Here is a 13,251-nt window from a genome sequence, read left to right as displayed (position 1 = left end):
GGTGGGTACGCTGTCGGTGTCATTTTTCAACCAATCGAGCACATTCGAGCGAACGTGGCCCAGTGCCAGACGACATATTCTCGACGTGTTCGAAAATGGCAAGTATTCGCACGGTCGCAAGGTGGCCGAGCTGGAAACCGCGCTGGCAAGTTACACCGGCGCGAAGTTCGTCATCGGGGTCAACAGCGGAACCGACGCGTTGGTCCTGCTGCTGCGGGCGGCGGGCCTGCGACCGGACGACGAAGTGGTCGTCCCCGCCTTCTCCTTCGGGGCGTCGGCCACCTCGGTCGTGCTCGCGGGCGGCCGTCCGGTCTTCGCCGACATCGAGCCGGACGGGTACGGCATCGACCCGGCCGCGGTGGTGGAAGCGGCGGGGGAGCGCACCCGCTTCGTCATGCCGACGCATCTGTTCTCGCGACTCGCGGACATCGACGGCGTCCTCGGCGTGGCGCGGCGGCTCGGGCTCACCGTCGTGGAGGACAGCGCGGAGGCCATCGGCATGCGCCTTCGCGGCAAGCACGCCGGGCTCTTCGGCGCGGGCGGGGTGCTGTCGTTCTTCCCGACCAAGACGCTGGGCGCGCTCGGCGACGCGGGCGCCGTCCTCACCGACGACCGGCGGATCGCCGAGACCGTCGACGCGCTCCGCCATCACGGCCGCTTCGGCGGCACGATCGCCGACTTCCCCGCCATCTCGACGGCGACCGGCCTGCCCGGCGTGAACAGCAAGATGGACGACATCCAGGCCGCAGTCCTTCTCGCGAAGCTGACCAGGCTGGACCTCGACATCGTCCGCCGCGCGGAACTGGCCGCCCGGTACACGGCGGCGCTCGCGGACGTCGAGGGGGTGCGCAAGCTGCCCTCGGCGCGGCCGGACAGCGTGTTCTACGTCTACGTGGTGGAGGCCGACGCGCGCGACGACCTGGCGGCGCATCTGTCCGCGGACGGCGTGCAGACCGAGATCTACTACCCGGCGCCGCTGCCTCTGCAACCCTGCTTCGCCGCGCTCGGCCATCGGGAGGGCGATTTCCCGAACGCCGAGAACGCCTGCCGCCGCACCCTCGCGCTCCCGCTGTATCCGGACATGTCCAGCGGGGATTGTGACCGCGTCTGCGACTCGATCCGCGCGTTCTATCGCGGGCGGCGTGGATGACACTCCCGTTCTTTCCGCCCGATCTCTTCGACGAAGATCGCGCCGAACTGCTGGACATCGTCCGCCGCGTCGGCCTCGCACCGGAGCAGAAATTCATCCTCGGCGATCAGGTGGCCCGCTTCGAAGCGGCGATCCGTGACTCGGTCGGTGCGGGGGACGCGATCGCTTGCGGCAGTGGAACTTCGGCGCTGACGCTGGTGTTGCGCGCGATGGACGTCGGCGCGGGGGACGAGGTGATCGTGCCCGCGTTCGGCTGCGCGCCGCTCGCGGCCGCGCCCGCCTTGCTCGGCGCGACACCGGTGTTCGCCGACATCGACCCGTGGTCCATGGTCGTCGATCCCGAAGCGGTCGCCCGCCTGGTCACTTCGCGGACCAAGGTGATCATGCCGGCGCATATGTTCTCGGTCATGGCGGACATGCCCGCGTTGCGCCGGATCGCGACCGGCGCGGGCGTGCGGCTGCTGGAGGATTCCGCCGTCGCGCAAGGAGGAAGCCTCGCGGGCACGCCCGCCGGGCGATGGGGCGACGCGGGTGTGTACTCGTTCGTCCAGGTGAAGACGTTCGGTATGCCGGGTGAGGGCGGCATGGTCGTGACCGACGATCCGGAACTCGCCACGGCGGTGCGGATGCTGCGCAACCACGGCCAGGACGGGAAGAACCGGTTCCGGTACCACCGCGTCGGCTACAACAGCCGGTTCGACGAGATCATGGCCGCGTTCCAGCTGTACCGCTTCCCCGGCCTTCCCGGACGGCTCGCGCGCCGGGCGCGGATCGGGGAGTACTACACCGATCGCTTCGCCGATCTGGCGGGCTGCGGGGTGCTGGCGCCACCTCCGGCGAAGGACGGACGGTGTTACTACGTCTATTCGCTGCTCGCCGAGCGCAGGGACGAACTCCGCGCGCACCTGGCGGCGCGGGGGATCGGCTCGCACGTCTACTACCCGGCCCCGCTGCCGCGGCAGCCCGCGTTCGCGCGGTACACCCGGCCGTCGGACACCTGGCCAGCGGCGGAGCTGGCCGCGCGGCGCACTCTCGCCATACCCATCTACCCCCATCTGACGGACGAGCAGGTGGAACGCATCGCCGACGCGGTGTGCGAGTTCGCGAAGGAGTCGTGATGCAGCAGATCACCAGCACGCCCGCGCCGAGCGAGGTCGCCGAGGAGTGGCACAGGCGGGCGGAACGCGCCGGACTGTCCCGCGTCATGCGCGCCTCGCAGCCCGCTGAACTCGCGGCCGAGACGACCACCCGCACCATCCGGCTCGTCACCCAGCTCCTGCGTTCACTGGGCGATGTCGGCGCCGCGCTGGAGATCGGCTGCGGGATGGGCAGGCTCACCCCGGCGATCGCGGCGCGGGCCCGCGCGGTGACGGCGATCGACATGACCCCGCGCATGCTCACCCTGGCGAGGGAGAACTGCGCACATCTGTCCACTGTGGACTTCGTGCGCACGACGGTTCAGCGGCTGCCGTGGCGGGACAGGCGGTTCGACGTCGCCGTCTGCGTGTGGGTTCTGATGCACGTGCTGGACGAAGACGAGATCGCCGAAGCGTGCCGGTCGATCGCCGCGGCGGCCCGGCATCTCGTACTCGTGGAGTACGAGGAGGCGGACATCCCCGTCGGCAGGTTCTCGCGGTTGCGGACCGTCGAGGAGTACCTGGCCCTGCTCCCCGGCGCCCGGCTGCTCGAACGGCACGACCTGCACTACGGCGGAGACCGGTCCTTCGCCGCGCTGATCGCGTTGGACGGGCGATGACCGCGACATTGGCCGCGACTCGCGGCAAGGCGTATTTCCGGCTCGCGAAACTCGACATCGTCGACTACTACCTCGGCGTGATCGTGGTGTGGACGCTGCTCGCGCCGTCGGCGAGGTTCGACGGCGGCGTCCTGGCCGCCGTCGGCGTGTTCCTGCTCGGCGAGGTGTTCGTGATCGCGGCGATGGTCGCCCTCGACGATCTCACGGGCTACCGGGACGGCAGCGACATCACGAACTACTCACCGGACGATCCCCAGCGCAAGCGGTACCGCAAACCACTCGTGGCGGGCACGCTCGACGAGGGCCAGGTGCTGCGGTTCGCGTGGGCGACGGCCGTCGTCGGCGCCGCGCTCTGGCTGACGGCCGTCGCGATCGCGCCGCATCGTCCTTTGTGGACAGTAATGCTGATCGTGGTGACCTACTTCTTCTCACTGCAGTACTCCTGGGGCGTCAAGCTCAGCTACCACGGTTTCCAGGAGTTCTTCATCGCGGCGCTCGGCTGGGCGCTCGTGCTCGCGCCGTACGGCCTCGCGTCCGGTGAGTTCACCGGGTTCGCACTCGCGCAGGCGTTGCTCTTCGGGCTGGGGCCGCTGCTGTTCGGCGTGTACTCCAACACCAACGACGTCGACGGTGACCGGCGGGTCGGCAGGCCGACGGTCGCGGCGCTGACCTCCCCGCGGGGCAACATGTTCTTCGTGATCGCCGTGTCGGCCGCGGAGTTCGCGCTGATCTTCGCCGTCCCCGCGCTCGGTGGCCCGTGGTGGTTCCCGCTCGCGTTGCTCCCGACCCTCGTGGCGCGGATCCGGCAGCTCTGGCTCGGGTTCGCGCTGGGCGACATCATGCGGGCCCGGCTGCTCGGCATCCGCATCCACCGGATCACCGTGCTGAGCCTGGTCGTGGTGAACCTGGTGGTGATCGCGTGACCGATGTCGAGGTGGCGGTGGTCGGCGCCGGCGTCGCCGGGCTCACCACCGCGTACGAGCTCGGCAAGTCCGGGCGCGAAGTACGGGTGTTCGAAGCGGCCGACGTGGTCGGCGGCCGGATGACGACCCTGCGCGAGGACGGCTTCCTGATCGACACCTGCGCCGAGCAGATGGCCGAGCGGGGCTATCGCGAGACCTGGCGGCTGCTGGCGGAGCTCGGCATCGGCGACGACGCCGCACCCCGGATCGGGCGTGGCATCGGGATGTGGCGAGGCAGGCCCAGATCCGGTGTCGCGGAGACCAGGGGACTGCTCACCGGAGCGGGGTTGTCGCTGCGGGCCCGGCTGGCCGGGGTGCGGGCGATGCGGGGCGAGTTCGACACCGAACGGCCGGAGGCCTCCCGGCTGGGCGGCCGCACCGTCGCGGACTTCGCCGCGCCGCACCACCCGGACCTGCTGAACTACCTGCTGCAACCGGTCGTCTCCGGTTTCTTCGGCTGGGATCCGGCGCGCTCGGCGGCCGCGCCGTTGCTCGCCCTGCTCACCTCGGTCGGCCCGCCGCCGACGTGGCGGGCGTACCGCGACGGAATGGACACCTTCGCGCGCGCCCTCGCCGAGCGGGTCGACGTCAGCACGGGCTTCCGCGTCGATCAGGTCGTCGACGACGGTTCCCTGGCGCGAATCGTCAGCGGTACGCGCGAAATCAGCGCGAAGGCCGTGGTGCTGGCCGTGCCCGCCCCCGTCGCGGCCGAGCTGTACCCGGGACACGGGTCGGCCTTCCTCGCCGCCTGCTCGTTCACGCCGGTGGTCAAGGCGCATCTGCTGCTCGATCGTCCGCTCGGCGGTCCCGACTACGCCCTGATCGTGCCGACCGCGGAGAACGGCACGGTGGCCACGATCATCTTCGACCAGCTGAAGCATCCCGGCCGCGCGCCCGCGGGCCGCGGCCTGGTCACGGTCATGGCCCATCCCGCCGTGGTGCCGGAGCTGCTGACCGCGGCCGACGAGGACGTGGTGACCCGGTTGACCGACGCGGCCGAGCGCCTCGTCCCCGGACTGCGGGCGGCGACCCGCCGCGCCCTGGTCCGGCGGGTGCGGCACGCGGCGCCCGAGGCGACGCCCCGCGCGCTCGCGTTGCGTTCCGCCTTCGAGGCGGGTCTCGGCCGGGGCGTCGTCGACTACGCGGGCGACTGGGTGTTCCTGAGTCCGTGCAGCGAAGCGGCCGTCCGCTCCGGCGTGCGGGCCGCACGGCGTCTGACCGAACGGATCGCGTGTCCCGCGCAGGAGGAACGAGCCGGATGAAACCGCACGACATGGGAACGTTGTTCGACGAATGCGCGCGCACGCGGACGACGGTGCGGCTCGACCGGCCCTTCGACATCGCGCCCGAGCGGGGGACCGTCCATTCGGTCGCCGGGCTCGCCGAGCTGGTCCGGGACGCGGCTGGATGGCTCTCCGAAGCCGGGGTGCGGCCGGGGGACCGCGTCGCCATCGTCAAGCGGAACCACTGGGACTACGACCTGCTGGCGTGCGCCGCCGCGCGTTTGGGGGCGGTCGCGGCGAAGCTGTCCGGTCACTTACCGGACGACACACTGGAACTCCTGCTGAAACGGCTGGACGCCGCGGTCGTGGTCACCGATCGCCCGTCGCTGCGCGGAGACCGGGCCCTGCCCATCGAAAGTTTCGCGGCCGCCCCGCCGCCCCAGCCGTACCGGCGGCACCCCGACGAACCGCTGCTCATCTGTCATACGTCGGGGACGACGGGGACACCGAAACTGGTGGTCCACACGACGCGGACGATCATCGACCGGCTGGCCCGCCCGGAGGCGATCCGCTGGCCCGTCCTCGGCGTCCGGCGTGACGACGTGCTGGGCAACGCCAGCGCCTACGCGCACGGCCGGACGTTCTGCTGGACGGCGTCGGCGCTGTGCCTCGCTCCACGGGAGATCGTGATCCTGAGCGAGCCCGCCACGGCGGAGCGGGTGTTCGGACGGCATCGGCCGACCGTCGTCGAGGCCCTCCCGTCGACGTTCGTGCGCTGGCGGCCACTCGCGAACACGCCGGAGAACCCGTTCCGGCGGGTTCGGCGGTTCGTCAGCACCTACGACGCCGTACACCCACCGGTGATCAGGACCATGCTGAACGCCACCGGTCACCAACGTCCACTGTGGATGGAGGGCTGGGGTCAATCGGAAACCGGCCCCCTCTCGTTCCGGTTCTTCACCAGGCGCTCCGTGCGGGCGACGCGGGACATCGGCAGGCCGCTGCCCGGCCTCGCCCGGCTGCGGGTCGTCGATCCGGAGACCATCGAGCCGGTCCCGCGGGGCACGCCGGGACTTCTCCTGGCACGCACTCGGGCTCGCTGTGTGGCCTACGTGGGCGAACAGGACCGCTGGGCGGCCAAGGCACACGGGGCGTGGTGGAACACCGGCGATCTCGGCGTGGTGAGCAGGACCGGCGCGGTGACGTTGCTGGACCGGGAGGTCGACAGCGTCCCCGGCCTGAGCTGCCTCTCGGTGGAGGACACGATCGAGGACCGGCTTCCGGCCATCGCCGAATGCGTCGTGCTCTCCGCGGCGGGACGGGCGCCGATCCCGGTCGTCGTGACCGGCACCGCGCTGGATCCGGCGCGGTGGCGGGCCGCCGTGGCCGATCTCCCGCCGATGGGGGAGCCCGTGACGCTCGCCTGGGACGACGTCCCGCGTACCGGCACCGGGAAGGTGCGGCGGCTGGAACTGCTGGAGCGGCTGACCGGGACGGCCGCCACGAACGGATCGGGAAGGTGGACGTGACGACGGCCTACGTCTTCGACAACCACAGCGGGCACGCGACCGAGCAGCATCGGTGCCTCTCCGAGGCGTACGACCCGGTCACCTTCGCGCGGCTGGAGCAGACCGGCGTGCGAGAGGGCTGGTCCTGCCTCGAAGTCGGCGCGGGCGGCAGCGGGGTCGCGCGGTGGCTCGCCGCCAGGGTGGCGCCGACCGGATCGGTGCTGGCGACCGACATCAAACCCGGCCACATCGGAACCGGGCCGGGGCTGACCGTCCTCCGCCACGACGTCGTCCACGATCCCTTGCCGTGCGGCGAATTCGACCTCGTCCACGCCCGGCTGGTCCTGCAGCATCTGCCGGAGCGGGAGGCCGTCCTCCGGAAAATGGCGCAGGCGCTGAAGCCGGGCGGCTGGATGCAGATCGACGAGTTCGACATCTCCTACGGTCCGGTGCTGCTCGCCCCCGACGCCCGTGCGGCGAGTATCTACGAGAAGTTCCTGGCGGCCAAGGAGAAGACGTTCGAGACCGCGGGCGGGGACGGCACCTGGGGCCGCCGGGTCGCCGCGTCGATGGCCGGCGCGGGTCTGGTCGACGTCGATCCGGTACCGCTGATCTTCCCGTGGCGGGCGGGCTCGCCGGGCCTGCGGCTGCTGATCCACCACACCCATCATCTGCGGGACCGGCTGATCGCCGCGGGGATGACCGACGGCGAACTCGCCGAGGTGCGTTCGGTCATGGCGGATCCGGGGTTCCGGGCCTCGTCGTGCGTGCTGTACTCCGTGCACGGAAGGCGCCCCGAATGATCACCGAGGTGGACGCGGTGACCGTCGCGGGTCCGGTCGACCTGCCGCTGGCCGGTGAGCTCGACGTGCAGGCCGCCTGCGGGATCATGCACGTCCACGGCCGGCGCTTCGGCAGGCCGACCCCGCTCGGACTCGACTACGCGTCCATCCTCGCTGCGGAACTCGCCGAACTGGGCGGCGTCGCGTTGGGGCTCGCTCGTGATCGGGGGATCCCGTTGCGCGGTGTGTCCACTTCGGTGGCGCAGGCGGCTTTGCTGGCGATTTCCCAATATCTGGCGGCGGCGACGGCCGAAGACGACCACGCCGAGGACTTCTTCCCCGGTGGGCCGCCGTTCCGCTCGGCCGACGGCGTCGCCTACGAGATCGAGACGTTCGATCCCACGGTGTGGCAACGGTTCTGGGGGGAACTCGGCGTCGACGGGCGGGTGATCTCCGCTTCCTGGCGCCCGTTCCTGCAGAGGTTCGCGACCGCGACCTGCCCACTGCCGTCGGCACTGTTCGACATGCTCGCGGCACGTCCGATCGCGGTGGCGGAGCGGATCGCGGTCCGTACCGGGATGACGCTGGTGAGGGTGGCGGAGCTGGTGTTCGACCGGCTGCCCGCGTTCACGGTGAGCGGGCTGGGCCGCGGTCACCGGCCCGCCCGGCCGTCGGTGCCACTGCCGTTGTCCGGCTTGGTGGTGCTCGAATCCTGCCGCCGGGTGCAGGGCCCGCTGGCCGGGCACCTGCTGCGGCTGCTCGGTGCCACGGTGTTGCGGATCGAGCCGCCGGGTGGCGATCCGCTGCGGTGGGTCCCGCCGATCGCCGGTGGCACGTCGGCCAGGTTCCGCGCGCTCAACGACGGCAAGGAGGTCATCGAGATCGACTTGAGCACCCCCTGCGGCAGGGCACACTTGCTCGACCTCGCCGTCGGGGCCGACGTGTTCCTGCACAACTGGGCGCCCGGAAAGGCCGGGCAGTGGTCGTTGAGCGCACTCGATCTGGCACGTGCCCGGCCGGGGATCCTGTACGCGCACGCGTCGGGATGGGGTGCCGAGCTGGGGCCGGAACCGCCGGTGGGCACGGATTTCGTCGTGCAGGCCCACGCGGGTGTCCCGCGGTCGCTGATGACGATCGTCGACGTGTTCGGCGGGGTCGTCTGCGCACACGGCGTCGTGACGGCTCTGGCGCGCGGCGCGACGCGGGCCGACTCGTCACTCCTGTCCGCGGCGAGCAGGATCAACGCGGGCGCCCGGCGGCGCTGTGACCGTCCGTTGAGCGTGCCGGTGTGCGACGACCTCGCCGGGCTCGCCGTGGATCCCCGGTTTTCCCGCGCGCTGTTCCACGACGACTGCGTGCTCGTCGCGTCGCCGTGGGAATTCACGTCATGACCTGGGTTTCCGCGACCGGGATGGTGCTGCGCGATCTCGTGCCCGCCGGGCTCCGCCGCGAATGGGTCCGATGTGGACACTGTCCGGACCGGGACCTGTACTCGCTCTTCGGCGAGCGGGTGCGCGAGCATCCGCTTCGCACGGCGGTGATCGACGACGAGGGCTCGCTCGACTACGCGCTCTTGGACGCCGCGGCGCGGGAGCTGGCAGCGCGCTTGGCGGCCGCCGGATGCGGCTCCACGGAGATCGTCGGGGTGCGGGAACCCGCCGGGCGGGCCTCGGTGGTCGCGGAACTGGCCGTCCTCGCGCTCGGTGCCGTGGTGCTGCCGTTGCCGACGGGCTCGGACGACCTCCTCGACCGCGCGCGTGTGCGGTTCGTCGTCGAGAACGGGCGGGTGGCGGGTGAATCGCGCCGTGCGACGCGCATCGTCCGTCCGCATCCGGAGGCCCCGGCGCGGATCCTGGTGTCGTCCGGCTCGGAGTCGGCGCCGAAGATGGTCGCCTATTCGCACAACGCCTTCGCCGGCGGGCGGGCGAACTACCTCCGCGCCGTCCACGGCGACATGGTGATTCCCCGCGACCTCGTCCTGGTCTCGCCGACGTCGGGATTCGGCTCGTTCGGGGTGCCGGTGACGCTGTGCCGCCTCGGCGGCACGCTGATCCTGACGCGTCGCTTCGAAGCGGGCGCGGCGCTGCGACTGATCACCGAACACCGCCCCACCCACGTGTTCGCCGTGCCCGCGATGTGGCGGCGCATGGCCGACCATCCCGTCACGGTGGACGCCGCCGGGCTCGCGGCCATCGTGTCGAGCGGCGACACGCTGCCCCCTTCGACGCTGGCCGCGTGCCGGGAGCGGTTCGGCGTCGAGATGATCGACGTCTACGGCTCGTCCGACGGCGTCAACTGCCATACGACGGAACCGGAGAACGGGGTGGGCGTCCCGGCTCCCGCGGTGTGCGAGATCCGGATCGTCGACGGCGAAATCCACGCACGGGGCCCGATGACGCCGCTGTGTTACGTCGCCGCGCCGGAGCTGGACGCCGCGTACCGGCCCGACGGCGGCTGGGTGCGGACCGGCGACAACGGCCGGTTCGACGAACGCGGAAGGCTCCACGTCACCGGCCGGAGCAAACGCGTGGTGATCCGCGGCGGTTACACGATCAGCCCGGCGGAGGTGGAGCGCACGCTCGGCGAGCATCCCGCGATCAGGGAGGTCGCCTGTGTCGCGGTCCCGGACGCCGAACTGGGGGAACGGCTCTGTGCCTGCGTGGCGGCCAGGAACGGCCACACGCCGACATTGCCCGAACTCACGGCGTTCCTCACCGCCCGAGGCCTCGCCGTGCGCAAGTTGCCGGAATTCCTGGTGACTCTCTCCGAGCTTCCGCTGGGCCGCACCGGCAAGACCTGCCACCGCACGCTGGCCGATCTCGCGGCCCGCCTCGCTGCTCGTCCGTGAAGGCCTCCTTGCCTACCCTGAGGGTAGGGAAGGTGCCCTTCACCACCTCGCCGACGCGTGCCTCCTGGCCAAGGCGTGTCGCGAAAGCCACTTTCGGGACGTCTGGTGTCCCGAAAGTGGCTTTCGCGACACCTCCGCCGGGGGCTCGCGACGAGGCCGCCGGCCGGGAATGAACCGCCGATGAACCGGCGTCCGCCATCATCGAGACGGTGCACCGCCGGTGACGGCGGGATCGGCCAGAGGCGGACGAAACAGGTGGCGAGTTGCGCGGCGACGACATCCGGACGGCGAGGTCAGCCGATGCGGTAACCGGCTCTCGGCACCGTGGTGATCAGCGGTGGCTTCAGCAGCTTCCGCCGGAGACTCGTCAGCAGGACGTCGAGGACGTTGGACGCCGGATCGGCCACCTCGTCCCAGCCCGCCCTGATGAGCTGGGCACGGGAAACCGGACGGCCCGCGTTCTCCAGCAGACAGCGCAGTACGGCGAATTCCGTGCGGGTCAGGCTCAGCAGGACCCCGTCGCGCCGGACCTCGTGCCGTCCGGTGTCCAGTTCGAGGTCCGCGGCCCGCAGCACCGACGGCAGCGGGACCCGGCCGCGGCGGCAGAGGCTGCGCACCCGCGCCACCATTTCCGCGATGGCGAAGGGCTTTTCGAGGTAGTCGTCGCCGCCGCGCCGCAATCCGGCGACGCGCTGATCGGGGTCGCCCAGCGCGGTCAGGAACAGCACCGGGGTCGTCCAGCCGGTGCCGCGTTTCCGTTCGACGTAGTCCAGCGCGTCCCCGCTGGGGAGCATCCGGTCGAACACGACACAGTCGTAGGCGTTGACGAACAGGGCTTCGTCCGCGGGGCGGAGATCGCCGACGGCGTCGACGGCGAACCCGGCGGAACGCAGGGACGAGTGCACGGACGACCGGAGTGCTTCGTCGTCTTCGATGACCAGGATCCGCACTTGGCCAAGGTAGCCGACGGCCGTATCCGGGTGATCGCCCGTTCCGCGGAGCGCAGGACGCTAATCTCCCACGGTGACCCCATGACCTCCCTCTTTGGTGCGAGGACCTGATGCCGATGAACGCGAGGGTGCTGGTCGTCGAGGACGACGAGGACATCCGGATGGCGGTGTCCGCCGAGCTGCGCGCCGCGTCGTTCACCGTGGACGCCGCCGGTTCGCTGGCGGCCGGGGCCGCGGCACTCGACGCGACCGGTGAGGCGCACGACTGCGCGGTCTTCGACCGGATGCTGCCCGACGGTGACGCCATCGGCTTCGTCGACGAGCGCAGGCGGCGGGGCTGGGCCGTGCCGGTGCTGTTCCTGACCGCGCTGGGTTCGAGCAGCGCCCGGATCGAGGGATTCGACCACGGCGGGGACGACTACTTGGTCAAACCCTTCGTGATGGCGGAACTGCTGGCGCGCGTGACGAATCTGTGCCGCCGCCGGGACAGCAGGGCGCCGGTGTTGCGCCACGCCGACCTCGAAGTCGATTTCGCGCGCTGTGAGGTCCGCCGGGGCGGCGTGCTGCTCTCCCTGAGCAACCGCGAATTCGCGATCCTCGAATACCTCGCGACCCGTCCTGGGATGGCGGTCTCCCGGGCGGATCTCGTCGAGCACTGCTGGGACCTCGAGAACGAACCCACGGCCAACGTCGTCGACGCCGTCGTCAAACGGCTCCGCCGCAAACTGGGCGAGCCGGATCCGGTGGAGACGGTGCGCGGAGTCGGGTTCCGGCTCTCGTGACCGACACTTCGACCGAGACCTCGACCGGGCGGCTGCGACGGCTCCGCGGTCTGCTGACACTGCTGTTCACCGCGATGAACGCGGTCGGCCTGGTGGTGCTGGCGTGGCTGGTGATCGAGGCGGACGCCGATCAGGGCAGGCAGCGGCTCGACAGCGACGTCCGCCAGGTCTCCGCGACCCTGGCCAGACTGATCGCGGCGGACGGCGGCGCGATCGTCACCGCCTACATCGGCACCGACACCGTGAACCAGCAGTGCCCGCAGTTCGCCGTCCTGCCCGGCACCGCCCCGCGCTTCGAGCCCTATCGCGGTAAACGCGAGTGCGTCCCCGTCGACGACGCGCTGCTGAACCGGCTCGCGGCCGAGGCCACCGCCACGAACCTCTCGAAGACCGGCTACGAGACGACGGCCGCCGGCCGGTCCGTCTACATCGCCGCCGATCCGATCAAGGACACCGCGCAGCAGATCGTCGGCGCCGTCGTCGTGGTGGCCGACGCCGAAGTCGTCGGTGAACAGCACGACGAGTGGACGCTGCTGGTGATCGGCGGCTGCGTGCTTCTGGTGCTCGGGCTCGGCGCCGCCGGGTATTTCATCGCGGGACGTGCCATGCGCCCGGCGACAGCGGCGCTGGAACAGCAGAAGTCGTTGCTGGACGGGGTTTCCCAGCTCCTCGACGGTGTCGTGCACGACCTCAAGACGCCGGTGGCGGGCCTGCGCGCGCTGGCCGAGACGGCGTCGCGGAACCCGGCCGCGCAGGCCGAGATGTTGCCGAGGACCATCCGGCTCGCGTCGATGATGGGCGACATCATCGATCTCTGGCCGAGCCGTGCCCGGGTCACCGCCGGGGTCGAGAAACCGGCCATGGGGCCGTTGATGCTCGATCAACTCGTCGAGATGGTCGTCGAGGACATGCCCGCCGACGGCGCCCGGATCTCGGTCACCTCGGTGCCCACCCGCGTCGACGGCGACGCGACGTTGCTGCGGCGCGCGGTCGCGAACCTGATCGGGAACGCGGTGAACCACGGCCGCGGGCCCGGCGAGGAGGCCGACATCCAGGTGACCGTGCTCGACGGCAGGGTGATCATCGCCGACCGCGGGCCCGGCGTCGATCCGGAAGGGGCGGCGGAACTGTTCGAACGTTTCGTCAGCGGCGGCGGATCGACCGGGATCGGCCTCGCCGTGGTCAAGTGGGTCGCCGACATCCATGGCGGCACGCTGCGCCTGTACAACCGCGACGAGGGCGGGGCGATCTTCGAGCTCGCCCTGCCCATGGGGGACCGGTGAGCAAGCC

General features: G+C 71.1%; 12 protein-coding genes. 11 read left to right on the top strand and 1 reads right to left on the bottom strand.

The features are described 5' to 3' along the window. The first annotated feature begins 1 nt into the window (after nucleotide 1). The 9 genes from ACZ3HL_RS22525 to ACZ3HL_RS22485 are packed head-to-tail and all read left to right on the top strand — an operon-like array spanning nucleotide 2 to nucleotide 10,229. Complete coding sequence (locus ACZ3HL_RS22525) at nucleotides 2-1,150, top strand: DegT/DnrJ/EryC1/StrS family aminotransferase (RefSeq protein WP_465533357.1); 1,149 nt, start codon at nucleotides 2-4, stop codon at nucleotides 1,148-1,150. Continuing rightward, entirely contained in the window at nucleotides 1,147-2,268 is a 1,122-nt protein-coding gene (locus ACZ3HL_RS22520) for a DegT/DnrJ/EryC1/StrS family aminotransferase (RefSeq protein WP_465533355.1), read from the top strand. Before ACZ3HL_RS22525 ends, ACZ3HL_RS22520 begins: the two co-directional genes overlap by 4 nt. Continuing rightward, on the top strand, nucleotides 2,268-2,906 hold the full coding sequence (locus ACZ3HL_RS22515; RefSeq protein WP_465533353.1) for a class I SAM-dependent methyltransferase: 639 nt from the start codon (nucleotides 2,268-2,270) through the stop codon (nucleotides 2,904-2,906). The genes ACZ3HL_RS22520 and ACZ3HL_RS22515 overlap by 1 nt, the downstream gene beginning before the upstream one ends. After that, complete coding sequence (locus tag ACZ3HL_RS22510; RefSeq protein WP_465533351.1) at nucleotides 2,903-3,829, top strand: UbiA family prenyltransferase; 927 nt, start codon at nucleotides 2,903-2,905, stop codon at nucleotides 3,827-3,829. Before ACZ3HL_RS22515 ends, ACZ3HL_RS22510 begins: the two co-directional genes overlap by 4 nt. Further along, the gene (locus ACZ3HL_RS22505; RefSeq protein ID WP_465533349.1) at nucleotides 3,826-5,130 is read left to right on the top strand and encodes a protoporphyrinogen/coproporphyrinogen oxidase; all 1,305 of its coding nucleotides are present in this window, start codon (nucleotides 3,826-3,828) and stop codon (nucleotides 5,128-5,130) included. Before ACZ3HL_RS22510 ends, ACZ3HL_RS22505 begins: the two co-directional genes overlap by 4 nt. Then, a complete protein-coding gene (locus ACZ3HL_RS22500) occupies nucleotides 5,127-6,620 on the top strand; it encodes a class I adenylate-forming enzyme family protein (RefSeq protein WP_465533347.1) in 1,494 nt (497 codons plus the stop codon). The genes ACZ3HL_RS22505 and ACZ3HL_RS22500 overlap by 4 nt, the downstream gene beginning before the upstream one ends. Beyond that, nucleotides 6,611-7,402 carry a class I SAM-dependent methyltransferase gene (locus ACZ3HL_RS22495; RefSeq protein ID WP_465533345.1) on the top strand — a complete coding sequence of 264 codons (792 nt, stop codon included), beginning with the start codon at nucleotides 6,611-6,613 and terminating at the stop codon, nucleotides 7,400-7,402. The genes ACZ3HL_RS22500 and ACZ3HL_RS22495 overlap by 10 nt, the downstream gene beginning before the upstream one ends. Next, entirely contained in the window at nucleotides 7,399-8,772 is a 1,374-nt protein-coding gene (locus ACZ3HL_RS22490) for a CoA transferase (protein WP_465533343.1), read from the top strand. Before ACZ3HL_RS22495 ends, ACZ3HL_RS22490 begins: the two co-directional genes overlap by 4 nt. Then, nucleotides 8,769-10,229 carry a class I adenylate-forming enzyme family protein gene (locus ACZ3HL_RS22485; RefSeq protein ID WP_465533341.1) on the top strand — a complete coding sequence of 487 codons (1,461 nt, stop codon included), beginning with the start codon at nucleotides 8,769-8,771 and terminating at the stop codon, nucleotides 10,227-10,229. Before ACZ3HL_RS22490 ends, ACZ3HL_RS22485 begins: the two co-directional genes overlap by 4 nt. A gap of 293 nt (nucleotides 10,230-10,522) precedes the next feature. Here the strand turns inward: ACZ3HL_RS22485 and ACZ3HL_RS22480 are convergent, their stop codons facing one another. Further along, complete coding sequence (locus ACZ3HL_RS22480; RefSeq protein WP_465412704.1) at nucleotides 10,523-11,179, bottom strand: response regulator transcription factor; 657 nt, start codon at nucleotides 11,177-11,179, stop codon at nucleotides 10,523-10,525. Between the two features lie 110 nt (nucleotides 11,180-11,289). Between ACZ3HL_RS22480 and ACZ3HL_RS22475 the strand changes: the two genes are divergently transcribed. Both ACZ3HL_RS22475 and ACZ3HL_RS22470 read left to right on the top strand, forming a co-directional pair. Then, a complete protein-coding gene (locus ACZ3HL_RS22475; protein WP_465533339.1) occupies nucleotides 11,290-11,961 on the top strand; it encodes a response regulator transcription factor in 672 nt (223 codons plus the stop codon). After that, nucleotides 11,958-13,244, top strand: a complete 1,287-nt coding sequence (locus tag ACZ3HL_RS22470) for a sensor histidine kinase (protein ID WP_465533337.1) — start codon at nucleotides 11,958-11,960, stop codon at nucleotides 13,242-13,244. The genes ACZ3HL_RS22475 and ACZ3HL_RS22470 overlap by 4 nt, the downstream gene beginning before the upstream one ends. Nucleotides 13,245-13,251 lie beyond the last annotated feature (7 nt).

The sequence above is a fragment of the Amycolatopsis sp. NPDC000009 genome (genome assembly GCF_055563465.1).
This window is presented reverse-complemented; position numbering and strand designations above follow the sequence as displayed.

Excerpts from the sequence above, each read along its gene's own strand:
- ACZ3HL_RS22510 (WP_465533351.1), top strand. The coding sequence starts at position 2,903 with ATGACCGCGACATTGGCCGCGACTCGCGGCAAGGCGTATTTCCGGCTC.
- ACZ3HL_RS22520 (WP_465533355.1), top strand. The coding sequence starts at position 1,147 with ATGACACTCCCGTTCTTTCCGCCCGATCTCTTCGACGAAGATCGCGCC.
- ACZ3HL_RS22490 (WP_465533343.1), top strand. The coding sequence starts at position 7,399 with ATGATCACCGAGGTGGACGCGGTGACCGTCGCGGGTCCGGTCGACCTG.
- ACZ3HL_RS22485 (WP_465533341.1), top strand. The coding sequence starts at position 8,769 with ATGACCTGGGTTTCCGCGACCGGGATGGTGCTGCGCGATCTCGTGCCC.
- ACZ3HL_RS22500 (WP_465533347.1), top strand. The coding sequence starts at position 5,127 with ATGAAACCGCACGACATGGGAACGTTGTTCGACGAATGCGCGCGCACG.
- ACZ3HL_RS22515 (WP_465533353.1), top strand. The coding sequence starts at position 2,268 with ATGCAGCAGATCACCAGCACGCCCGCGCCGAGCGAGGTCGCCGAGGAG.
- ACZ3HL_RS22475 (WP_465533339.1), top strand. The coding sequence starts at position 11,290 with ATGCCGATGAACGCGAGGGTGCTGGTCGTCGAGGACGACGAGGACATC.